The sequence below is a fragment of the Pseudomonas helleri genome, assembly GCF_009600315.1.
Taxonomy (GTDB): domain Bacteria; phylum Pseudomonadota; class Gammaproteobacteria; order Pseudomonadales; family Pseudomonadaceae; genus Aquipseudomonas; species Aquipseudomonas helleri_A.
This window is the reverse complement of sequence record NZ_WIWC01000005.1, coordinates 131431-153690: the sequence shown is the minus strand read 5'-3', so window position 1 is coordinate 153690 and position 22260 is coordinate 131431. Positions and strand designations below refer to the sequence as shown.

The following is a 22260-nucleotide window of genomic DNA, read 5'->3' as shown; positions in this document are numbered from 1 at the left end:
CCCGCCCCGTCCCTTGAAGCCTGTGAAAACATTACAAATGTTTGATCCAGCTCTCTGAAACAGGCCGCAAATGCATTTATCCTGCATCACTTTAACGGCCGCGCCTGAGCCGACTTGAACCGTGAAGGCCTCAATTACGTGACCAGCCCTCTTCTAGACGCCGTAGCGCTCGCGTGTGAGCGTGACTGGCGGATGTTGTTCGAACATCTCGACCTGCATCTTGCCAGTGGCGACATGCTGCAAATCAGTGGCCCCAATGGCAGCGGCAAAACCAGCCTGCTGCGTGTATTGGCGGGCCTGATGCAGCCCACTGCGGGCGAAGTGCGCCTCAAAGGCGAAGTGCTTGAGGGGCAGGGCCGCCACCTGCTGTGGATTGGTCACGCGGCCGGCATCAAGGATTTGCTCAGTGCTGAGGAAAATCTCGCCTGGTTGTGTGCCTTGCATCGGCCTGCCTCCCGTGAGGCTATTTGGGCAGCCTTGGCCAGCGTTGGCCTCAAGGGTTTTGAAGATGTGCCGTGCCACACCTTGTCGGCCGGTCAGCAGCGTCGCGTTGCTCTGGCCCGTTTATTTCTGGACAGCCCCCCGCTGTGGATTCTCGACGAGCCCTTTACCGCCCTCGACAAGCAGGGCGTAGCCGAGCTTGAAGAACATCTGGCCAGCCATTGCGAGCGCGGCGGCGCGGTGGTGTTGACCACCCACCACACCTTGAGCCGCACACCGCCCGGTTATCGCGACCTTGACCTTGGGCGTTGGGCACCATGAATGTGTTCGCCACCTTAGTGGCGCGTGAAGCGCGCCTGTTGTTTCGCCGCCCGGCTGAGCTGCTCAATCCGCTGGTGTTTTTTGCGCTGGTGATCGCCTTGTTTCCACTGGCGGTCGGGCCCGAAACACAGCTGTTGAAAACCTTGTCTCCGGGGCTGCTGTGGGTTGCGGCCCTGTTATCGGTGTTGCTCTCGCTGGACGGGCTTTTTCGCAGTGATTTTGAAGACGGCTCACTCGAACAGTGGGTGTTGTCGCCACATCCGCTGGCTCTGCTGGTAATGGCCAAAGTGCTGGCGCATTGGGCGTTTTCCGGTCTGGCACTGGTGATCCTTTCACCGTTGCTGGCGTTGATGCTGGGGCTGCCGGTGGACTGCCTGCCGGTACTGCTGGTGTCGCTGCTGCTGGGCACCCCGGTGCTCAGTTTGCTCGGTGCCGTGGGTGCTGCGTTGACCGTGGGCCTCAAACGTGGCGGGCTATTGCTGGCGCTACTGATTTTGCCTCTTTATATTCCGGTGCTGATTCTCGGCAGTGGCGCCTTGCAGGCGGCATTGCAAGGCATGCCTGCGACCGGATATTTGTTGTGGCTGGGCAGTTTGACTGCCTTGGCCGTAACCTTGACACCTTTTGCTATAGCGGCCGGGCTGAAAATCAGCATCGGCGAATAATGAGGTCTGGCCCTACACAGGCCAGTAAAGACCCTGGCTGGCACGGCACTCAAGCTGTTGTGACCGGCACCGTGATGGAAACAGCGTGATGAACTGGACTTGGTTTCACAAACTCGGCTCGCCTAAATGGTTTTATGCCATCAGTGGGCGGCTGTTGCCGTGGTTAAGCGCTGCCGCCGTGTTGCTGATCGGCTGCGGGGTTGTCTGGGGGCTGGCGTTTGCACCACCTGACTACCAACAAGGCAACAGTTTCCGAATTATTTATATCCACGTTCCTGCGGCCATGCTGGCGCAGTCCTGCTACGTCATGCTGGCCGTGTGCGGGGTCGTGGGGTTGGTCTGGAAGATGAAAATGGCCGACATCGCCCTGCAAAGCGCTGCGCCCATTGGTGCCTGGATGACGGCCGTGGCACTGATCACCGGGGCCATCTGGGGCAAGCCGACCTGGGGCGCGTGGTGGGTCTGGGACGCACGCCTGACCTCAATGCTGATTCTGCTGTTTCTGTACTTCGGCCTGATTGCCTTGGGCAACGCCATCAGCAACCGTGACAGCGCCGCCAAGGCCTGTGCGGTGCTGGCGATAGTCGGGGTGATCAATATCCCGATCATCAAATACTCCGTGGAGTGGTGGAACACCCTGCATCAGGGCGCCACTTTTACTCTGACCGAAAAGCCCGCGATGCCGGTGGACATGTGGCTGCCCTTGCTGCTGACCGTCATTGGCTTTTACTGCTTCTTTGGCGTGGTGCTGCTGTTGCGCATGCGCCTTGAGGTGCTCAAGCGCGAAGCCCGCAGCAGCTGGGCAAAGGCTGAGGTGTTGAACGCGCTGGAGAGCACGCGATGAGCTTTGATTCTTTGGGCGACTTTTTGGCCATGGGCCAACATGCGCTGTATGTCTGGTCGGCCTATGGCATTTGCCTGGCGGTGCTGGCTTTGAACGTGGCGCTGCCGGTGCTGGCGCGCCGTCGGTATCTGCAACAAGAGGCGCGTCGTCTGCGCCGGGAGAGCGCGAAGTGAACCCGCTGCGCAAAAAACGTCTGATCATCATTCTGGCTGTTCTGCTCGGCGTCGGTGCTGCTGTAGCGCTGGCGTTGAGTGCCTTGCAACAGAACATCAACCTGTTCTACACCCCGACTCAGATTGCCAATGGCGAAGCGCCATTGGACACGCGAATCCGCGCAGGCGGCATGGTGCAGGCCGGGTCGCTGAAACGCTCCGGGGATTCGCTGGATGTCGAGTTCGTGGTCACGGACTTCAACAAGTCGGTGACTATTCAGTATCGCGGCATCCTGCCCGACCTGTTCCGTGAAGGGCAGGGCATCGTGGCGTTGGGCAAGCTTAATGCTCAAGGCGTGGTGGTGGCCGACGAAGTGCTGGCCAAGCATGACGAAAAGTACATGCCGCCCGAAGTCACCAAGGCACTCAAAGAAAGTGGCCAGTCGGCACCTGCACCGACCCAAGAGGTTAAGTGATGACGTTTGGATTGATCGTTCCTGAATTGGGCCAATTGGCCATGATTCTGGCCCTGTGCTTTGCCATCGTGCAGGCCACCGTGCCCCTGCTGGGCGCCTGGCGCGGCGACAAATTATGGATGAGCCTGGCGCAACCTGCGGCCTGGGGCCAATTCGCCTTCTTGCTGTTTGCGTTCGGTTGCCTGACCTACGCGTTCATGACCGATGATTTTTCGGTCCGGTACGTCGCCAGCAACTCCAACAGCGCGCTGCCGTGGTACTACAAATTCAGTGCCGTGTGGGGCGCTCACGAAGGCTCGTTGCTGTTGTGGGCGATGATTCTGGGTGGCTGGACCTTTGCCGTGTCGATCTTTTCGCGGCAATTGCCGCAGGTGATGCTGGCGCGGGTACTGGCGATCATGGGCATGATCAGTATCGGCTTTTTGCTGTTTTTGATCGTCACGTCAAATCCTTTTGCGCGCCTGTTGCCGCAAATTCCTGCGAACGGCAATGACCTTAACCCGCTCTTGCAGGACATTGGCCTGATCGTTCACCCGCCCATGTTGTACATGGGCTATGTCGGCTTCTCGGTGGCCTTTGCCTTTGCCATCGCCGCCTTGCTCGGGGGACGACTGGATGCGGCATGGGCCCGCTGGTCGCGCCCCTGGACCATCGTCGCCTGGGCCTTTCTCGGCATCGGCATCACCTTGGGTTCGTGGTGGGCGTACTACGAACTGGGCTGGGGCGGCTGGTGGTTCTGGGACCCGGTCGAAAACGCCTCTTTCATGCCGTGGCTGGTGGGCACTGCGCTGATTCACTCGCTGGCGGTCACGGAAAAACGCGGCGTGTTCAAAAGCTGGACGGTGTTACTGGCCATTGCCGCGTTTTCACTCAGCTTGCTGGGCACTTTTCTGGTGCGTTCGGGGGTGCTGACGTCGGTGCATGCCTTTGCCTCCGACCCGGAGCGCGGCGTGTTTATCCTGATCTTCCTGCTGTTTGTGGTGGGCGGTTCACTGACCCTGTTTGCGCTGCGTGCGCCTGTGGTCAAGAGCCACGTCAGCTTCAAGCTGTGGTCGCGTGAGACTTTGCTGCTGGGCAACAACCTGATTCTGGTCGTGGCCGCGTCAATGATTTTGCTGGGCACCTTGTATCCGTTGATTCTGGACGCCATCAGCGGCGCCAAAATGTCGGTCGGCCCGCCGTACTTCAATGCGTTGTTTATCCCGTTGATGGCCCTGTTGATGATGGTCATGGCGGTGGGTGTGCTGGTGCGCTGGAAAGACACCCCGGTCAAATGGTTGCTGAGCATGCTGACTCCGGTGTTGCTGGGCAGTGCGGCACTCGCCGTGATTGCGGGTGTGGCGTGGGGCGATTTCAACTGGGCGGTGTTAGCCACCTTTATGCTGGCGGCGTGGGTGCTGTTGGCCGGGGTGCGCGACATTGGCGACAAAACCCGTCACAAAGGCTTGGTCAAAGGGCTGCGCAGCCTGACCCGCAGTTATTGGGGCATGCAGATTGCCCACCTGGGCATCGCGATCTGCGCGCTGGGCGTGGTGTTGTCGAGCCAGAACAGTGCCGAGCGTGATTTGCGTCTGGCGCCGGGCGAGTCGATGGAACTGGGCGGTTATCACTTTATTTTCGACGGCGCACAGCACTTCGAGGGGCCGAACTTTACCTCCGATAAAGGCACGGTGCGGGTCATCCGCAACGGCAAGGAAGTCAGCGTGCTGCACCCGGAGAAGCGCTTGTACACCGTGCAAAATTCCATGATGACCGAAGCCGGCATCGACGCAGGTTTCACCCGTGACCTCTATGTGGCATTGGGTGAGCCTTTGGGTGACGGCGCGTGGGCGGTGCGGGTGCATGTAAAACCCTTTGTTCGCTGGATCTGGTTCGGCGGTTTGCTGACGGGCTTTGGCGGGTTGCTGGCCGCGATGGACCGTCGTTATCGGGTCAAGGTGAAAAGCCGCGTGCGTGATGCGCTGGGCATGACGGGAGCCGCTGTATGAAACGCTGGTTGATGCTGATTCCGCTGGCCGTGTTTTTGGGCATGGCGTGGTTTCTTTACAAAGGCTTGTACCTGGACCCGACCGAGTTGCCGTCAGCGATGATCGACAAACCGTTCCCGGCGTTCAGCCTGCCGTCGGTGGAGGGCGACAAGACCCTTACCGAAGCCGACCTCAAGGGCAAACCGGCGATGGTTAACGTTTGGGCCACCTGGTGTATTTCGTGCCGGGTCGAGCACCCGGTGCTGACCAAGCTGGCCGAGCAGGGCGTGGTGATTTATGGCGTGAACTACAAAGACGTCAATGCCGATGCAAAGAAGTGGCTCAAGGACTTCCATAACCCCTATCAACTGGACATCAATGACGCTGACGGTTCGTTAGGCTTGAACCTCGGCGTGTACGGTGCCCCTGAAACCTTTCTGATCGACAGCAACGGCGTGATTCGTCACAAATTTGTCGGTGTTATCGATGAAACGGTCTGGCGCGAGCAACTGGCCAGCCGTTATCAGGCGCTGGTTGACGAGGCCCGGCCATGAAGCGTTGGTTAGCCGCTGTTGCATTGGGTTTCACGCTGGCCGGCGCGGCCCATGCGGCCATCGACACCTATGAGTTCGCCGATGACGCCGAGCGCGCGCGCTTTCGTGAGTTGACACAGGAACTGCGCTGTCCCAAGTGCCAGAATCAGGACATTGCCGACTCCAACGCGCCGATTGCCACCGACTTGCGCCGCGAGATCTACCGCATGCTCGGTGAAGGCAAAAGTAACCAGCAGATCATCGACTTTATGGTCGATCGCTATGGTGACTTTGTGCGTTACAAACCGGCCCTGACCGGCAAAACCGCCGTGCTGTGGTTTGGCCCGCTGGCCTTGCTGGTGGGCGGACTGGTGTTGATCGCAGTCATCGTCGGGCGCCGTCGACGGGTTACCCAGGCCGACGGTGCGGACTCCCTTTCTGCCGAGGAGCGTCAGCGCCTCGCCGCTTTGCTGGATAAAAACCAAGATGATTGAATTCTGGCTCGCAGCCGGTTTGCTGCTATTGATCGCCCTCAGTTTCTTATTGATTCCGCTGTTGCGCGGGCGCCGTGCCCAGCGTGAGGAAGACCGTACCGCGTTGAATGTTGCGCTGTATCAGGAACGTCAAGCCGAGTTGCAGGCCCAGTTCGATGACGGCGTGTTGACCCCGCAGCAGCTGGAAGACGGCCGTGCCGAAGCGGCGCGCGAATTATTGGCCGACACCGAAGGTGTGGCCCCGGCGCGGGTGTCGAGTTTGGGCAAAGCGTTGCCCTTGTTCGCAGCGGTGATGGTCCCGGTGTTGGGTCTGGGCCTGTACCTGCATTTTGGCGCCAGCGACAAGGTTGAGCTGACGGCAGAATTCTCACAGCCGCCGCAGTCCCTTGAGGACATGGTGTCGCGTCTGGAGCGTGCCGCCGCCGCGCAGCCTGAATCGGCAGAGGGCTGGTACTTTCTGGGACGCGCCTACATGGCCCAAAATCGCCCGGCCGATGCTGCCCGGGTGTTTGAACGCAGCGCCACGCTGGCCGGTCGTCAACCTGAACTGCTGGGCCAATGGGCGCAGGCGCAGTACTTTGCCGACAACAAGCAGTGGAGCGAGAAGACGCAGGCGCTGACGGATGAAGCCTTGAAGGCTGATCCCAAAGAAGTAGCCAGTCTTGGCTTGCTGGGGATCGCCGCTTTTGAAGACAAGCGCTTTGCAGAGGCGATCGGTTATTGGCAGCGCTTGATGAATGAACTGCCCGAAGGCGATCAGGCGCGTGCGGCCTTGCAGGGCGGCATCGAAAAAGCCCGTGAGCAACTGCTGGCCAGTGGTGCAAAAACAGAGGCAGCGCCCAAATCGCTGGCCTCGATCAAGGTCAGCGTGGACCTTGCGGATGCAGCCAAAGCGAGCGTTTTGCCGGGGGACAGCGTGTTTATCTTCGCCCGTGCGGTATCGGGCCCACCGGCGCCTTTGGCCGTGAAACGCGTCACCGTGGCGGATTTGCCCATCACCCTGGAGCTGGGCGATGTGGACGCGATGATGCCGCAATTGAAACTGTCCAACTTTCCTGAAGTCATACTGATGGCCCGCATCTCACGTGCTGGTCAGCCGACGGCGGGTGAGTGGGTAGGGCGCAGCCAGCCGATGGCCAGCAGCACCCGGGAATTGCAGCAGTTGACGATTGACCGCCCGGATACGCCATAACAATGGCTGACTGAGGTACACGCCAAAACACGTAGCAGCTGTCGAGTAATGCGAGGCTGCGTTCTACGATGCAATCGTCGCACGTTCTATGGGTTGTGCCTGCTTCACCGGATTTAAAGGTTTACGACGGCTTTGCCGCCGATCGCAGCCTCGCGGAGCTCGTCAGCTGCTACAGGGTATTTGCATGCCTTCGCCAACGGGTCCATCCCCACAATCATTGCCTGAATAATGTGTAAACAAGAGAAATTGCCATGAATCCACTTGCACGCATCACTGTGCTCAGCCTGGCGTTAGGCCTGAGCGCCTGTGCGGTTCATCAGCCTTACGAACCGAGCAAGCCCTCCACGCCTGCGCCGCAGCCCTCGACACAGCCCTCCGGCAAACCGCTGCCGGACATGCCCATTCCCAAACCGCCCAAGCCGCTGCCGCGCACCTCGGCTACCTTCGCGCCGCCGCCGGGTGGCCCGAGCCATTGGGACGCTCGCCTTGGGGTGTATGTGCTGGATGACCAGACCAACGTCTTCTATCGACAGCGCGCCTATTACCGCTGGAACAACGGCTGGAGTCGCGCCGTCAGCCCCAATGGGCCGTGGGAAGAGACTGACATCAGCGGCGTGCCGCCAGGGTTGAGCCGTCAATTCAAATAAGGGTTGTGGGGTATAGGGGCCTTAGGTTTTAGTCGCCCGTCTTACCTTGGCTTTGCCCGCCGGGGCCTTGCGCTTTTTCTTCCACGCAGGCGCCGTCCCCGCCGGGCTGGCCGGGCCGTTGATGGTCATGGTCATGGCGCTGCAGCGCTCGATATGTTTGCGCATCCATGCCGCCTGTTTGGCGACAAAGATGTCGAGGGTCATTTCGCCGCTTTGCACCATATCCAGTGCCTGCTCCCAGATGGCGGTGGTGCCGGGGTCGGCGATGGCCCGGGGCACCGCATCAATCAGACTGAAGGCAGCTGGCGTGGCCGCCAGGGCCTTGCCGTTTTTGCTCATGTAACCGCGGTCGATCAAACCCTGAATAATTCCGGCACGGGTCGCTTCGGTACCAATGCCGGTGGTGTCCTTGAGTTTTTGTTTAAGCAGCGGGTCTTGCACCAGCTTGGCGACGTTTTTCATCGCTTTGATCAAATCGCCTTCAGTGAACGGTTTGGGCGGCTGGGTCCACAGGTCTTTGAGGTGGACGTTGGCAACGGCGTAGTCCAACCCTTCGTGCAATCGTGGCAACGGTTGTGGGGCCGGGGCTTCGCGACCTTTGGCCGGAGTCAGGGCTTCGGGCAGCGCGCGCTTCCAGCCGGGTTCGACGATTTGTTTGCCCACGGCGCGCAAGGCCTGACCCGCGCAATCAAAGTCAGCCTGGGTACGGTCGTATTCGTGGTTGGGCAGAAATTGCGCCAGGTAGCGTGCGCGTATCAAGGTGTAGACCGCGCGGTGTTTGCCGCTCAGGCGCTCAAGGTTCTTTGCCGCCGCCGTGGGAATAATGCCGTGGTGAGCGCTGACTTTGCCATCGTTCCAGGCCCGTGAACGGCGCTGTGGATCGAGGTGCCCAGCCAGCGGCGCCAGCGCCGGGTCGGCGTGAGCCAAGGCAGCCAGAATGGCAGGCGCTTCGCTGTGCTGACTTTGTGGCAAGTAACCGCAATCACTGCGCGGGTAGGTCACCAGCTTGTAGGTTTCGTACAGCGCTTGCGCGATGTCGAGGGTTTCCTGAGCGCCGAGACCGAGTTTTTTCGAGCAGATTTCTTGCAAGGTGCCCAGATCGAAGGGCAGCGGCGCCACTTCGCGCATGCGCTCGGTGCGCAGTTTGACCACCCGCGCGCTGCTGGCGTTTTGCATGGCTGCCGCTGCCTGCTGCGCGTGGGCCTGATTAAGGCAGCGGTCTTGATCGTCACAGGTGTCGGGGTCGGCGCGCCATTGAGCGGTGAACAGCTGATGGTCGTGGTTGAGCTGTACATCGATGGCCCAGAAGGCGACGGGGACGAAGTCGCTGATGCTGCGATCACGGTCGACCACCAGCCGCAGTGTCGGCGTTTGTACACGTCCCACTGGCAAAACACCTTGATAACCGGCCTGACGCCCCAGCAGGGTGAACAGGCGGCTCATGTTCATGCCGATCAGCCAGTCAGCCCGTGAACGTCCCAGGGCCGAGTGGTAGAGGTTGAAGGTTTCTGCGCCGGGCTTGAGCGCGTTCAAGGCTTTGCGAATAGACGCGTCGTCCAGTGCGGACAGCCACAGGCGCTGAATGGGGCCGCGATAACGACAATGCTCCACCAGTTCACGGGCGATCATTTCACCTTCACGGTCGGCGTCGGTGGCGATCACCAGCTCTTTGGCTTCGCCGAGCAAGCGCTTGACGGCCTTGAACTGGCTGGCAGTCTTGGGCTTGACGCGCATTTTCCATTTTTCGGGGATGATCGGCAGATCGGCCAGCACCCAGCGTTTGTAGCGCTCGTCGTAGGCGTCGGGCGGGGCTGTTTCAAGGAGATGGCCGATGCACCAGGTGACGGTGGCATTGGCGCCCACCCAGCAGCCATCGCCGCGTCGGCTGGCACCGAGCACGGCGGCAATGTCTTTGGCCTGGGAGGGTTTTTCACACAGAAACAGCCGCATTGGTCCACTCATTCATCATGCTGTACACAAGGTGCACAGCATGGGCAGAGAATGGACAAAGGGCAATCGTTTTAACTGTGTTTTTATACAGTTATGCGGGGTTGTCGCTTATTGACCGTTGTAAATCTGGTCGAATACGCCGCCGTCGTTGAAGTACTTTTTCTGCACGTCACGCCAGTTGCCGAAGGTTTTCTCCACCGACAGGAAGTCAACTTTCGGGAAGCGATCGCTGTATTTGGCCAGCACTGCCGGGTCGCGAGGACGCAGGTAGTTGTTGGCGGCGATTTCCTGACCTTCAGGCGACCACAGGTATTTGAGGTAAGCCTCGACCACTTCACGTGTGCCTTTTCTGTCGACCACTTTATCGACCACAGTCACCGGCGGCTCAGCCTCGGCCGACACACTCGGGTAGATCACTTCGAACTGGTCGCGACCGAATTCACGGGCGATCATTTCAGCCTCGTTTTCAAAGGTCACCAGTACGTCGCCGATCTGGTTGGTCATAAACGTGGTGGTCGCAGCACGGCCGCCGGTATCCAGCACTGGCGCGTTCTTGAACAGCTTTGCAACAAAAGCTCTGGCCTTGTCTTCGTCACCGCCATTTTTCTCCACATAACCCCATGCAGAGAGGAAGGTGTAGCGGCCATTGCCCGAGGTTTTCGGGTTGGGCACGATCACTTGTACGCCATCTTTCACCAGGTCGGGCCAGTCTTTCAGTGCTTTGGGGTTGCCTTTGCGCACGATAAACACGGTGGCCGAGGTGAACGGGGCGCTGTTGTCCGGCAGGCGGGTGACCCAGTTCTCGGGGACCAGTTTGCCGTTGTCTGCCAAGGCGTTGATGTCGGTGGCCATGTTCATGGTGATGACGTCAGCCGGCAGGCCGTCGATCACTGAGCGCGCCTGTTTGCTGGAACCGCCAAACGACATCTGGATGGTTTGTTTGTCGCCTTTGTGTTCGGCTTCCCAGTGCTTCTGGAAGGCCGGGTTGTAGTCTTTATAGAAGTCGCGCATCACGTCGTAGGACACGTTCAGCAGCGGTGGCTGGGCGGCGTGGGCGACTGCGCTCAGCGCCAGGCCAGCGGCCAGAAGGGAGGCGGTAAAGAGTTTTTTCACTGCAGAGTCCTTGTTATAGGGAGCAATAGGGGCACTTTGCCAGCGACTATAGCGGCTGGCGCATAGTCCTTAAAAGATTAAAAAGCACTTTGTTTATACGTTTTTAGTAAATAGCGCATTACCGCAACGGGAGCAAAAAGACGCCGAAGATTCGTGGCGGTTTTTCTTGCAGGTGGGGCAGTCGTGTTCGAGTTTTTCGCCGCGCATGGCGTTGGTCAACTCGGCCGTGAAAATCCCGGTGGGTACAGCGATGATCGAATAGCCGGTGATCATCACCATCGCCGAGATGATTTGCCCGATGACGGTTTTGGGCACGATATCGCCGTAGCCCACGGTGGTCAGGGTGACGATGGCCCAATAGATGCTTACCGGGATGCTGGTGAAGCCATGTTCCGGGCCTTCGACCACATACATCAAGGTGCCAAACACCGTCACCAGGGTGCAGACGCTGACCAGAAACACGACGATTTTCTGTTTGCTGCCGCGCAGGGCCGAGAGCAGGTAATTGGCCTGACTCAAATAGGGCACCAGCTTGAGCACCCTGAAGATGCGCAGCATGCGGATGATGCGAATAATCAGCAGGTACTGCGCATCGCTGTAATAAATCGCCAGAATCCCCGGCAAGATGGCCAGCAGGTCGACCAATCCATAAAAGCTGAAGGCATAGCGCAAGGGTTTGGGCGAGCAGTACAAGCGCAGGCCATATTCGATGGCAAAGACGAAGGTAAAGCCCCATTCGATGTAGGCCAGCGCATGGGCGTAGTTGCGGTGAATGCTGTCGATACTGTCGAGTACGACGATCACCAGACTGCACAGGATGATCAGCAACAGCGTCTTGTCGAAGCGGCGTCCGGCCGCCGTGTCGGTTTGAAACACCATCACGTAGAGGCGTTGGCGCCAATCTTGGTTGTTCATGCAAATGGCTCTGATCCTGAATCCCAGCAGAGTCAGGGATTAGCGCTCAATGCGCAACTCGGATTGTTTGTTCGACGGGACAAACAGGCGCACGCAGGCCAGCACCAGCCAGCATCCCAGTACAAAAGGCGCGGTCAACGGAGGCAGGCCGAGGGCGATCAGTGCGGGGGTTATCAGCAGGGTGGCGATAATGCCCAGCAGCGGCAGCCACATGCGCCGTGACAGTTGGCTCAGGGCCAGCGCTGCCAACGCCGGGTTGTAACCGCCCAGGCCGCTTAATGCAGTGTGTGGCTCTTGTTGTAACAGGGCGCACACCAATCCAGCCAACGATCCCGCCAGTGCCCACAGTGCGGCGCGCCAGTTGCTTAGCCACAAGCCCAGCACAATCAACAACCCGGCCAACGGGTGATCCAGCAGCATGACTTGGGCGACGCCTTTGAACAGCCCTTCAATGAGGGTCAGACCGGTAATCGCTTGCTCTTGAATAAAGCCTGATGCAGGAGGGTTTTCGAGAAACAGCAGTATCCAGCCGATGCCGATAAAAGGCGCGGTGTAAGGGCTGGTTGCGCGTTTGAGCCAATGATGAACAAGGATGCTGCTGACCCCGGCACTGGCGATGATCAGCAGGGGCAGCATGGCCGACCATTCAAAGTGATAGCTCAGTAACAGCCCCAGCAATATGCCGTTGTAACTGTAGAGGCCAGCCTGTCGCTGCGCTTTGGGGTAGTCGCGGCGCTGCGCGGTGAGTAGCCCGGCAAGGCCGCCCAGCAGGGCTCCGCCCAGCAGCGCAGGGGCGCAGAACAAAATGGCCAGCAGGCACAACACACCGCACAGCGGTTGGCGTTGCAGGAAGATTTGGGCAAAACCTGCGCACAGGGCGGTGGCCCAGTCGGGGCAGTGATGACTGAGGGGAGGGGCGTTCATGGTGGCTGCTCTGGGTAGCGTCGCTGACACAGGTAGAGGGTCGTTGGGGCGTAAAAAAGGGCCGCTTCGCAGCCCATCGCAGCCTTCGTGCCTCGTCAGCGACTACGTTTGCCGGTGTGCGCGGGTTACTTGTCGCGAATCGAGAAGTTGGCCATGTGTTCCAGGCCTTTGATCAGCGCCGAGTGATCCCAGTTGCTGCCGCCCAGTGCCGCACAGGTGCTGAACACTTGTTGCGCGTTGGCGGTGTTGGGCAGGTTGATCCCCAGTTCACGTGCGCCCGCCAGTGCCAGGTTGAGGTCCTTCTGGTGCAGGCTGATGCGGAAGCCCGGATCAAAGGTGCCTTTGATCATGCGTTCGCCATGCACTTCGAGGATTTTGGAGGAGGCAAAGCCGCCCATCAGCGCTTCACGTACCTTGGCCGGGTCCGCTCCGTTTTTGGCGGCGAAGACCAAGGCTTCAGCCACCGCCTGAATGTTCAGGGCGACGATGATTTGATTGGCCACTTTCGCGGTTTGGCCATCGCCATTGCCGCCGACCAGGGTGATGTTCTTGCCCATGCTTTGCAGCAATGGCAGGGCGCGCTCGAAGGTTTTTTCGTCGCCGCCGACCATGATGCTCAGGGTGCCGGCTTTGGCGCCTACTTCACCGCCAGACACGGGTGCGTCGAGGTAAAACGCTTTTTTGGCGTTGATTTTTTCTGCAAAGGCTTTGGTGGCGGTGGGCGAGATCGAACTCATGTCGATCACTACTTTGTTCGGGCTCAGGCCCGCGGCGATGCCGTCCTCGCGGAACAATACGTCGTCGACCTGCGGGGTATCCGGCACCATGACGATGATGAATTCGGCTTCCTGAGCCACTTCTTTGGGGCTGGCCAGCGCCACGGCGCCTGCAGCCAACAGCTCGGCGGGTGCGGCGCCGTGGTGGGTCGACAGGAACAGGCTGTGCCCGGCCTTTTGCAGGTTGCTGGCCATAGGCGAACCCATGATCCCGGTGCCGATAAATCCGATTTTAGCCATGACAAATCCTCTTGTTTTTATTGAGTGTTGGCGCGCCGTTAAACCGCGTTATGGGTTTTGAGCCAGCCAAGGCCTGCTTCAGTGCTGGTCAGCGGCTTGTATTCGCAGCCCACCCAGCCCTGATAACCGATGCGGTCCAGGTGGTCGAACAGGAAGCGGTAATTGATTTCACCCGTGCCCGGTTCATGACGGCCAGGGTTGTCAGCCAGTTGGATATGGTTGATCTGGCGCAGGTGCGTTTGCATCGTGCGGGCCAGATCACCTTCCATGATTTGCATGTGATAGATGTCGTATTGCAGGAACAGGTTGGCGCTGCCGACCTTGTCCTGTATCGCCAGCGCCTGACGGGTGTTGTTCAGGTAGAAGCCGGGAATGTCGAGGGTGTTGATGGACTCCATCACCAGCTTGATGCCCACGGCCTGCAATTTGTCGGCGGCGTATTTGAGGTTGGCGACAAAGGTGTTTTCGACGGTCGCGTCGTCCACACCTTGTGGCCGAATGCCCGCCAGGCAGTTGATTTGGTCATTGCCCAGTACTTGGGCGTAGGCGATGGCCAGATCGACCCCGGCGCGGAACTCTTCAATCCGATCCGGGTGGCAGGCAATCCCGCGCTCGCCTTTGGCCCAGTCTCCGGCCGGCAGGTTGAACAGCACTTGGGTCAGTTTGTTGGCCTCCAGCTGCGCCTTGATCTCGGCAGAGCTGTAGTCATAAGGGAACAGGTATTCGACGCCGTGGAAACCGGCGTTGGCAGCCGCTTGAAAACGGACAAGGAAATCCTGCTCGGTGAACAGCATGGACAGGTTGGCGGCAAAACGCGGCATGGTGAACTCCTGCTTTGTCCCTCTCCCGCCGGGAGAGGGTGGGTATGGGCGATTAATTAATCCAGCATCGAAATGGCGGTCGGTGCATCGTTACCCACCAGCGCCAGGTCTTCAAACTCATTGACGGCGTTGATTTCGGTGCCCATCGAAATATTGGTCACACGCTCCAGAATAATTTCGACCACCACCGGCACGCGGAACTCTTTGAGCATCTCTTGAGCCTGACGCAGCGCGGGTTGGATCTGATCGGGTTCGAATACGCGTATGGCCTTGCAACCCAAACCTTGGGCAACCGCCACGTGATCGACACCATAGCCGTTCAGTTCCGGTGCGTTGAGGTTGTCGAAAGACAACTGTACGCAGTAGTCCATCTCGAAACCGCGCTGGGCCTGACGTATCAAACCGAGGTAGGAGTTGTTCACCACAACGTGGATATACGGCAGGTTGAACTGCGCGCCCACGGCCAGTTCTTCGATCATGAACTGGAAGTCATAGTCGCCGGACAATGCGACCACGTTGCGATCCGGGTCAGCCTTGACCACGCCCAGCGCGGCCGGGATAGTCCAGCCCAGCGGGCCCGCCTGACCACAGTTGATCCAGTGGCGCGGCTTGTACACGTGCAGGAATTGCGCACCGGCAATCTGCGACAAACCGATGGTGCTGACGTAGCAGGTATCTTTGCCGAACACCTGGTTCATCTCTTCATACACACGCTGCGGTTTGACCGGCACGTTGTCGAAGTGAGTCTTGCGGTGCAGGGTCGCTTTGCGTTGTTGGCAGTCTTGCAGCCAGGCGCTGCGGTTTTTCAGTTTGCCTGCGGCTTTCCATTCGCGAGCCACTTCCAGGAACACATCTAGGGCAGCCCCTGCGTCAGACACAATGCCCAGATCGGGGGTAAACACCCGGCCGATTTGGGTCGGCTCAATGTCGACATGGATAAATTTGCGGCCTTCGGTGTACACCTCCACCGAGCCGGTGTGACGGTTGGCCCAGCGGTTGCCGATGCCCAGCACCACGTCGGACTTGAGCAGGGTCGCGTTGCCGTAGCGGTGCGAAGTTTGCAGACCGACCATGCCCACCATCAGCGGGTGATCGTCGGGGATCGTGCCCCAGCCCATCAGGGTCGGAATCACCGGGATGCCGGTGAGTTCAGCAAATTCCACCAGCCGGTCACTGGCATCGGCATTGATCACGCCACCGCCGCTCACCAGCAGCGGGCGTTCTGCCTGATCAAGCATGGCCAGGGCTTTTTCCACTTGCACGCGGGTCGCACAAGGCTTGGCCAGTGGCAATGGCTCGTAGGCGTCGATATCGAATTCGATTTCGGCCATTTGCACATCAAAGGGCAGGTCGATCAGTACCGGGCCAGGGCGGCCGGAACGCATTTCAAAGAAAGCTTTCTGGAAGGCATACGGCACTTGGCCGGGTTCCAACACGGTGGTCGCCCACTTGGTGACTGGTTTTACGATGCTGGTGATGTCGACGGCCTGAAAATCTTCTTTGTGCATCCGTGCCCGTGGAGCCTGGCCGGTGATGCACAGAATCGGGATCGAGTCGGCGGATGCGCTGTAGAGGCCGGTCACCATGTCGGTGCCAGCCGGGCCGGAAGTGCCGATGCACACACCAATATTGCCGGCCTTGGTGCGGGTGTAGCCCTCGGCCATGTGCGAGGCGCCTTCCACGTGGCGAGCAAGGACGTGATCGATACCGCCCACCTTTTGCAGGGCTGAGTACAGCGGGTTAATGGCAGCGCCAGGAATACCGAATGCAGTATTGACACCTTCGCGACGCATCACCAAAACGGCGGCTTCGATTGCTCTCATTTTGCTCATTGCTTTGTGCCTCTTACGTTTTGTAATTGTATACAAGTGGCTGTGAGTCGAGTGTATTCATCCTCGCAGCAAGAGGTCAATGAGTTTTATTGAAGACATGGTTTTGCGCTGAAAGGCCCTGTATTTCTAGGTTCAGTACTTATTAAGGTTTTTGATCAGTTAAAAGTTGTATACAAAGCATGTAAATATTGTGTTCTATTGGCTTTATTGATTGCCTGTCATCAGGCGTCCAAAGGCTTTCCAATAACACGATAAGGACGGCAACCATGAGTGCTTTAACCTTGAAAGTCGCTTTAAACCTGACCGCGCAGGCGCTGGGCGCAGCCCGTCAGATAAACGCTGCGCCATTGACCGTTGCGGTGCTCGACAGCGGTGGGTATTTGCTGGCGTTGCAGCGCGAAGACGGCGCCACCCTGCTGCGGCCCAGTATTGCGATTGGCAAGGCGTGGGGCGCGATTGCGCTGGGCAAGGGCTCGCGTTTGCTGGCGCTGGATGCGCAGCAGCGCCCGGCGTTTTACGCGGCCCTTAATGGCATGGGGCAGGGCGATATTGTGCCGGTGCCGGGCGGGGTGTTGATTCGTGATGAGGCCGGTAACGTATTGGGCGCGGTGGGGATCAGCGGCGATACGTCGGACATAGACGAACAATGCGCAATCAGCGCGGTTGAGGCGCAAGGTTTGCGTGCGGATGCGGGTGTGGCGGTTTAAACGCGCAAACCCGTAGCAGCTGCCGCAGGCTGCGTCCGGCTGCGCAGCAGTCGCAAACCAGAACCTGGGGTGTGCCTGACACGCCCTGAACGCTGATTTTACGACCGCTTCGCGGCCGGACGCAGCCTTCGGCAGCTGCTACGGAGCGTATGCGGGGCTTTTAGTCCGGCGTACAGCCTTTAAGCACGAGGCGGATGATCGTTTGGGTCGCCGCTTCGTAATCGCTGTCGTCGAGCTTGGCCTTGCCGGTGATGGCGGAGATTTGCCAGTCGAAGTCAGCATAGGTCTGCGTCGCCGCCCAGATGCTGAACATCAGGTGATGCGGGTCTATCGGGGCAATTTGGCCACGGTCGATCCAGGTCTGGATGCACTCGATGTTGTGTTTGGCCTGAGCGTTGAGCAAACCCACCTGGGTTTCGCTCAGATGCGGTGCACCATGCATGATTTCGCTGGCAAACACTTTCGAAGCGAACGGCAGGTCGCGGGAAATCATGATTTTTGAGCGAATGTAATTGCTCAGCACTTCATTGGGCTCGCCATCGGCATTAAACGGCGTCGAGACGCGCAAAATCGGCTCGATAATGCTTTCGAGTACTTCGCGGTACAGGTTTTCCTTGGACTTGAAGTAGTAATAAACATTGGGCTTGGGCACACCGGCCTTGGCGGCGATGTCGCTGGTTTTGCTCGCGGCGAAACCCTTGTCAGCGAACTCTTCGCTGGCGGCTCGCAAAATCAGGTGTTTATTACGTTCGCGGATGCTGCTCATAAAACGGGTCTTTCCTTGCCGACTCGGGCGGTCGGGCATGGTAGCACCGGGCCTGCGAGCGGCTCAAGATTGCAGCTCAGCGGTGCTTCCGCGCTATGCTTAGGCACTTTCAATCCTCAAGGAATACCTTTTCATGGCTGGCAGTAGTTTGCTGATGTTGCTCGACGATATCGCCGCCGTACTCGATGACGTCGCACTGATGACTAAAATGGCCGCCAAAAAGACTGCCGGGGTGCTGGGCGACGATCTGGCACTCAATGCGCAGCAAGTCTCCGGCGTACGGGCAGATCGCGAATTGCCGGTGGTGTGGGCCGTGGCCAAGGGCTCGTTTCGCAACAAGCTGATTTTGGTGCCTGCGGCGTTGGCGATCAGCGCTTTCATCCCGTGGGCGGTGACGCCGTTGCTGATGGTGGGCGGTGCTTACCTGTGCTTTGAGGGCTTCGAGAAGCTCGCGCACAAGTTTTTGCACAGTCAGGACGACACTCAAGCGAAGCGCAAAGCGCGGCAGGAGGCTTTGGCCAATGCCGAGGTCGATCTGGTGGCTTTTGAGAAAGATAAAATCAAGGGGGCCATTCGCACTGACTTTATCCTCTCGGCTGAAATCATTGCCATTACCCTCGGCACCGTGGCGGACTCACCGCTGATTCAGCAAGTGGTGGTGATGTCGGGCATTGCGATTGTGATGACCATCGGCGTGTACGGTGTAGTGGCCGGTATCGTTCGCCTCGATGATGGCGGCCTGTACTTGACCCATAAAACCGGCGAAGGCGCCTGGCCGCGCTTTCAGCGCAGTTTCGGTCAGGTGGTGCTCAATGCCGCGCCATACATGATGAAAAGCCTGACCATCATTGGCACCGCCGCCATGTTTATGGTGGGTGGCGGGATTCTGACCCACGGCGTCCCGGTGTTGCACCACGGGGTTGAAAGCATCACTGCCAGCGTCGCCCCATTTGTTGGCCCGTTGTCGGTGATCGTGCCGACGCTGGTTAACGCCGTAGCCGGCATTATTGCCGGCGCGGTGGTGTTGGCGGTGGTGACGGGCGTCAGCAAGATCTGGCGCGCCGTGAAAGGTTAGGCCAGCGAGGCCGGGTGCGGGTGGGTGCTGTTTTGCAGCAGGCGGTAGCCCAGCACGGCAAACAGCAGCATGCCCAGCCCCGCGGCCAGCGATACGCTGAAACCGGCCTGGGCACCATAGGCGTCGATCACCCAGCCGCCAGCGACGGCGCCCAGCGCCACACCGATGCCCAGCCCGGTTATCATCCAGGTCAGGCCTTCGGTCAATTTGGCGGGCGGGACGATATTTTCCACCAGCCCCATCGCAGTGATCAGGGTGGGGGCGAAGAACAAACCTGCGACAAACATGGCGGCCGCCAACGTGGCGATGCTGCTGACCCACATCAGCGGCACCACGGTGAGTGCGGTGGCCGCCGCGCCAAACAGGAACAGTGTGGGCAGCGGTGTCTTGAGCTTCAGCGTGCCGAACACCAGCCCGGCGATGCACGAGCCCAGCGCGTACACCGAGAGCACGATGCTGGCGGCGGCGGGTTGCCCCTGATGCTGAGCAAACGCCACGCTGACCACGTCCACGGTGCCGACAATGGTGCCCAGCCCGAGCAGGGCCATCATCAAAATCACCACGGCGCCCTGACGCAGCACGGTGCCGCTGTGCGCGTCACTGCGCGGGTGTACTGGCGGTTCGGTTTGCCGTTGCAGCACAAAAAGGGTCACGCCGACGGCCAGCAAGATGGCCGCCAACAGCGGCCCTGCCTCGGGAAACAGGCCCACGCTCAGGCCCACGGAAATTGGAGGGCCGACGATAAAACACACTTCATCGAGTACCGATTCGAACGAGAAGGCCGTGTGCAATTTGGGCGAGCCGCGGTATAGCTCGCTCCAGCGTGCGCGGACCATTGCCGGCATGCTGGGGATGCAACCGGACAGTGCCGCAAAAACAAACAGCGTCCAGTTGGGCGCGCCCAAATGACTGCACAACAGCAAGCCGAGCAGGGCGCATACGCCAATCGTCGCCACGCCGGGCAGTACGCGGCGCTGCCCATAGCGGTCTACCCAGCGCGAAATTTGCGGTGCCAGCAAGGCCATTGCCAGGGCAAAGGTGGCGGCCACCGCGCCCGCCAGCCAATACGAGCCGTGCAGTTGCGCGAGTAAGGTGATGATGCCGATACCGGTCATGGAAATAGGCATGCGAGCGATCAGGCCAGCGGCACAAAAAGCCTTGCTTCCGGGGGCGCTGAAAATCTCGCGATAAGGGTTAGCCATACAGGCTCCGCACATTGGGAATGCGCGCGAGTGTAAAGGCTCTGTGCGGGAAGTGGGAATATTGTGTTACAGCCCTGAGACGCAGCTTCCTTGCGCGTCCGCAGTCACTGATCAGGATCAGAAGTGGTACTTGACCAACAGGCTCGTGGTGTTCTGATTGGTTTTGAACGAGCTGCTGTTTTCAATCCCGTACTTGTTTTTCCAGTAATCGTATTCAACACCGACGTACAACTGCTTGGCGCCCCAGTTCAAGGCTTTGCCCAAGTCATATTTGATCTGCGGGTTGAAGTGCAGGTTGGCGTGGTAAGTACCGCGCGAGTTCTTGTCGTTATCGACCACCCAGTCCATATAACCGTCGATGACCACGTCAGACTTGCCCAGTGGCACGGTGTATGACCACACCGGGGTGATCTGCCATACGCCACGGCCAGCGCGGCTGCCTTCCGGGAAACGCTGGTAGAAGTTTAACTGGAAGTAGTCGAAACCCGGCACGTTCAAGTCGAAACCCGGGCCGATCAGGTAAGCGTCCGAGTCGCCTTCACCGAACTCGTAGGTCATGGCCAGCAGTACGTCTGTGATCGGGCCGAATTCAAACTTCTGGTCGAAGATTTTGCCGAACGAGAGGCGAGGGGTGAATTCGCCGTAATAGGTGTTAGGACCGACGTTGCCGTCTTTTTTGCCGTTGTAAAAAATGCGGTCAAGGAAGAAGAAGTTATCACCGTATTTCCAGCTGTCGGCGTGCTCGAACGTCATGGTTTGCTGGATTTTCGGGTTGACCTGGAAGTCCTTGCCATACAAATACGTCAGGCTGTTGGTTTGCCACTGAAACAGGTCTTCGGCGACTGCCGTGGTCCCGCCCAACAAGCTCCCCGCAAGCATCAGGCTGGTGAGTGTGCGCTTCATTCGGTTGCTCCAAACGTTAAGGTTGCTGCCGTTGCATGAACCTGCGCTCTGTATAGGCGCCTTGATTCCGGCTTATAAAATCAGTATTAAAAAGTTGCCTGAAAGGTCAGGTTTATTGCTTAGAGCAAAGACTGGGCCATAACGATTTTTGGCCAGCATTTATCGCTCGACTGCCAAGGGGCAGTTGAGTGAATTAATGTGGAGAAAAGGGCTTAAACGCGTTGTTTAGACGCATTAAGTTGGCTTTGAAGTCAGCTTTAAACAAGGCTCGTCTTTAAGAGGGCGCGCAGAATACTGGCTCTGGGCTTCGCACTCAAGTGCCCTGTTATTGCGCAATGAATGAAGATGAGCGCAATCGCAGGGCAGGGCACCTGTTTAAACTAAAAGTGGACTTTGATGAGGGCGCTGGCGGTGTTCTGGTTGGTGTCCAGACGGCTGCTGCTTTCGATGCCGTATTTGTCTTTCCAATAGCTGTATTCAATGCCGACATACAGCTGCTTTTCGCCCAGATTGAGTGCGCGACCCAAGTCATATTTGATTTGCGGGTTGATGTGCAGGTTGGAGTGATAGGTGCCGCGGGAGTTTTGATCGTTGTCGACCACCCAGTCGATATAACCGTCGATCAACAGGTTGGAGCGGCCCAGAGGGATGCTGTAGGAGAAGGCCGGGGTAATTTGCCAGGTGCCTGTGCCGGGGCGCGGCCCTTCGGTGTGGCGGCGGTAGAAGTTCAGGGTGAAATAATTGAACCCCGGCACTGCGAGGTCGAAACCCGGGCCGATAAGGTAGGCTTCACTGTCACCTTCGCCGTACTCGTAGGTCATGGCCAACAACACGTCCTTGATGGGGCCGAACTCGAGTTTTTGATCGAAAATCTTGCCGAACGACAGGCGTGGGCTGAATTCGCCGTAGTAAGTGTGCGGGCCTTTGTTGGGGTCTGGCTTGCCGTTGTAGAAGATGCGGTCGACAAACAGGAAGTTGTCGCCGTACTTCCATTTGTCGGCATGTTCAAAGGTGACGATCTGCTGGATCGAAGGGTTGATGGCGAAGTTCTTGCCGTAGAGGTAAGTCAGGCTGTTGGTCTGCCATAAAAACAGATCTCCGGCCATGGCCTGACTGGCAGCCAAAAACCCACCCGCGAGCGTGACGCCCCAGTGTTTGCAGTGCATGGGTAACTCCCTTTTTATTGTTTTTTACTGCAAAAGCGCCCTCACCCTAGCCCTCTCCCGGAGGGAGAGGGAACTAAAGGCAAAAGCGGATCACCTATTGCCCCCTCTCCCTTTGGGAGAGGGTTGGGGTGAGGGTCA

The 22260-nt window shown here is 58.8% G+C and carries 23 protein-coding genes; 12 read left to right on the top strand and 11 right to left on the bottom strand.

Annotated features, from left to right (window positions below; translation table 11 throughout):
• Nucleotides 1-138: 138 nt before the first annotated feature.
• The 10 genes from ccmA to GHN86_RS05265 all read left to right on the top strand — a co-directional run bounded on the left by ccmA (nucleotide 139) and on the right by GHN86_RS05265 (nucleotide 7732).
• Complete coding sequence (ccmA, locus tag GHN86_RS05310; protein ID WP_323369457.1) at nucleotides 139-762, top strand: cytochrome c biogenesis heme-transporting ATPase CcmA; 624 nt, start codon at nucleotides 139-141, stop codon at nucleotides 760-762.
• Nucleotides 759-1427, top strand: a complete 669-nt coding sequence (gene ccmB / locus GHN86_RS05305; RefSeq protein WP_153381309.1) for a heme exporter protein CcmB — start codon at nucleotides 759-761, stop codon at nucleotides 1425-1427. Before ccmA ends, ccmB begins: the two co-directional genes overlap by 4 nt.
• A gap of 85 nt (nucleotides 1428-1512) precedes the next feature.
• Nucleotides 1513-2271, top strand: a complete 759-nt coding sequence (locus GHN86_RS05300; protein ID WP_323369452.1) for a heme ABC transporter permease — start codon at nucleotides 1513-1515, stop codon at nucleotides 2269-2271.
• Nucleotides 2268-2444, top strand: coding sequence for a heme exporter protein CcmD (gene ccmD, locus GHN86_RS05295; RefSeq protein WP_153381305.1), 177 nt, complete (start codon nucleotides 2268-2270; stop codon nucleotides 2442-2444). Before GHN86_RS05300 ends, ccmD begins: the two co-directional genes overlap by 4 nt.
• A complete protein-coding gene (gene ccmE, locus GHN86_RS05290) occupies nucleotides 2441-2899 on the top strand; it encodes a cytochrome c maturation protein CcmE (protein WP_323369451.1) in 459 nt (152 codons plus the stop codon). The genes ccmD and ccmE overlap by 4 nt, the downstream gene beginning before the upstream one ends.
• A gap of 14 nt (nucleotides 2900-2913) precedes the next feature.
• Nucleotides 2914-4887, top strand: coding sequence for a heme lyase CcmF/NrfE family subunit (locus GHN86_RS05285; RefSeq protein WP_323369456.1), 1974 nt, complete (start codon nucleotides 2914-2916; stop codon nucleotides 4885-4887).
• On the top strand, nucleotides 4884-5420 hold the full coding sequence (locus GHN86_RS05280; RefSeq protein WP_153381301.1) for a DsbE family thiol:disulfide interchange protein: 537 nt from the start codon (nucleotides 4884-4886) through the stop codon (nucleotides 5418-5420). The genes GHN86_RS05285 and GHN86_RS05280 overlap by 4 nt, the downstream gene beginning before the upstream one ends.
• Entirely contained in the window at nucleotides 5417-5893 is a 477-nt protein-coding gene (locus GHN86_RS05275) for a cytochrome c-type biogenesis protein (RefSeq protein WP_153381298.1), read from the top strand. The genes GHN86_RS05280 and GHN86_RS05275 overlap by 4 nt, the downstream gene beginning before the upstream one ends.
• Entirely contained in the window at nucleotides 5886-7085 is a 1200-nt protein-coding gene (ccmI, locus tag GHN86_RS05270; RefSeq protein ID WP_153381296.1) for a c-type cytochrome biogenesis protein CcmI, read from the top strand. Before GHN86_RS05275 ends, ccmI begins: the two co-directional genes overlap by 8 nt.
• A gap of 251 nt (nucleotides 7086-7336) precedes the next feature.
• Nucleotides 7337-7732: a hypothetical protein gene (locus tag GHN86_RS05265; RefSeq protein ID WP_153381294.1), complete on the top strand. Its 396-nt coding sequence runs from the start codon at nucleotides 7337-7339 to the stop codon at nucleotides 7730-7732.
• 21 nt (nucleotides 7733-7753) lie between these two features.
• Here the strand turns inward: GHN86_RS05265 and GHN86_RS05260 are convergent, their stop codons facing one another.
• From GHN86_RS05260 to gcl, 7 genes are all read right to left on the bottom strand, one after another.
• Nucleotides 7754-9682 (bottom strand): DNA topoisomerase III, encoded by a 1929-nt coding sequence (locus tag GHN86_RS05260; RefSeq protein ID WP_153381293.1) that lies wholly within the window; start codon nucleotides 9680-9682, stop codon nucleotides 7754-7756.
• A 108-nt stretch (nucleotides 9683-9790) separates the two neighbouring features.
• Nucleotides 9791-10795: a sulfate ABC transporter substrate-binding protein gene (locus GHN86_RS05255; protein ID WP_323369956.1), complete on the bottom strand. Its 1005-nt coding sequence runs from the start codon at nucleotides 10793-10795 to the stop codon at nucleotides 9791-9793.
• Nucleotides 10796-10888: 93 nt separating this feature from the next.
• Nucleotides 10889-11710 (bottom strand): ion transporter, encoded by an 822-nt coding sequence (locus GHN86_RS05250; protein WP_153381291.1) that lies wholly within the window; start codon nucleotides 11708-11710, stop codon nucleotides 10889-10891.
• Between the two features lie 39 nt (nucleotides 11711-11749).
• Nucleotides 11750-12634, bottom strand: coding sequence for an urea transporter (locus tag GHN86_RS05245; RefSeq protein ID WP_153381289.1), 885 nt, complete (start codon nucleotides 12632-12634; stop codon nucleotides 11750-11752).
• Between the two features lie 125 nt (nucleotides 12635-12759).
• Nucleotides 12760-13650, bottom strand: coding sequence for a 2-hydroxy-3-oxopropionate reductase (locus tag GHN86_RS05240; protein WP_153381287.1), 891 nt, complete (start codon nucleotides 13648-13650; stop codon nucleotides 12760-12762).
• 38 nt (nucleotides 13651-13688) lie between these two features.
• Nucleotides 13689-14471 carry a hydroxypyruvate isomerase gene (gene hyi, locus GHN86_RS05235; RefSeq protein WP_153381285.1) on the bottom strand — a complete coding sequence of 261 codons (783 nt, stop codon included), beginning with the start codon at nucleotides 14469-14471 and terminating at the stop codon, nucleotides 13689-13691.
• Between the two features lie 56 nt (nucleotides 14472-14527).
• A complete protein-coding gene (gene gcl / locus GHN86_RS05230) occupies nucleotides 14528-16303 on the bottom strand; it encodes a glyoxylate carboligase (protein WP_153381283.1) in 1776 nt (591 codons plus the stop codon).
• Nucleotides 16304-16569: 266 nt separating this feature from the next.
• Here gcl and GHN86_RS05225 point away from each other — a divergent pair, with 266 nt between their 5' ends.
• Entirely contained in the window at nucleotides 16570-17010 is a 441-nt protein-coding gene (locus GHN86_RS05225) for a GlcG/HbpS family heme-binding protein (RefSeq protein ID WP_153381281.1), read from the top strand.
• 160 nt (nucleotides 17011-17170) lie between these two features.
• Here GHN86_RS05225 and GHN86_RS05220 read toward each other — a convergent pair whose 3' ends face one another.
• The gene (locus tag GHN86_RS05220) at nucleotides 17171-17776 is read right to left on the bottom strand and encodes a TetR/AcrR family transcriptional regulator (protein ID WP_153381279.1); all 606 of its coding nucleotides are present in this window, start codon (nucleotides 17774-17776) and stop codon (nucleotides 17171-17173) included.
• 133 nt (nucleotides 17777-17909) lie between these two features.
• Here GHN86_RS05220 and GHN86_RS05215 point away from each other — a divergent pair, with 133 nt between their 5' ends.
• A complete protein-coding gene (locus tag GHN86_RS05215) occupies nucleotides 17910-18851 on the top strand; it encodes a DUF808 domain-containing protein (RefSeq protein ID WP_153381277.1) in 942 nt (313 codons plus the stop codon).
• On the opposite strand, the gene GHN86_RS05210 is transcribed toward GHN86_RS05215, so the two are convergent.
• From GHN86_RS05210 to GHN86_RS05200, 3 genes are all read right to left on the bottom strand, one after another.
• Nucleotides 18848-20053 carry an MFS transporter gene (locus GHN86_RS05210; RefSeq protein WP_153386195.1) on the bottom strand — a complete coding sequence of 402 codons (1206 nt, stop codon included), beginning with the start codon at nucleotides 20051-20053 and terminating at the stop codon, nucleotides 18848-18850. The two genes, GHN86_RS05215 and GHN86_RS05210, sit on opposite strands and share 4 nt — an antisense overlap.
• Nucleotides 20054-20170: 117 nt before the next feature.
• Nucleotides 20171-20956: an outer membrane protein OmpK gene (locus tag GHN86_RS05205; protein ID WP_153379354.1), complete on the bottom strand. Its 786-nt coding sequence runs from the start codon at nucleotides 20954-20956 to the stop codon at nucleotides 20171-20173.
• A gap of 380 nt (nucleotides 20957-21336) precedes the next feature.
• On the bottom strand, nucleotides 21337-22122 hold the full coding sequence (locus tag GHN86_RS05200) for an outer membrane protein OmpK (RefSeq protein ID WP_153379352.1): 786 nt from the start codon (nucleotides 22120-22122) through the stop codon (nucleotides 21337-21339).
• Between the last annotated feature and the right edge of the window lie 138 nt (nucleotides 22123-22260).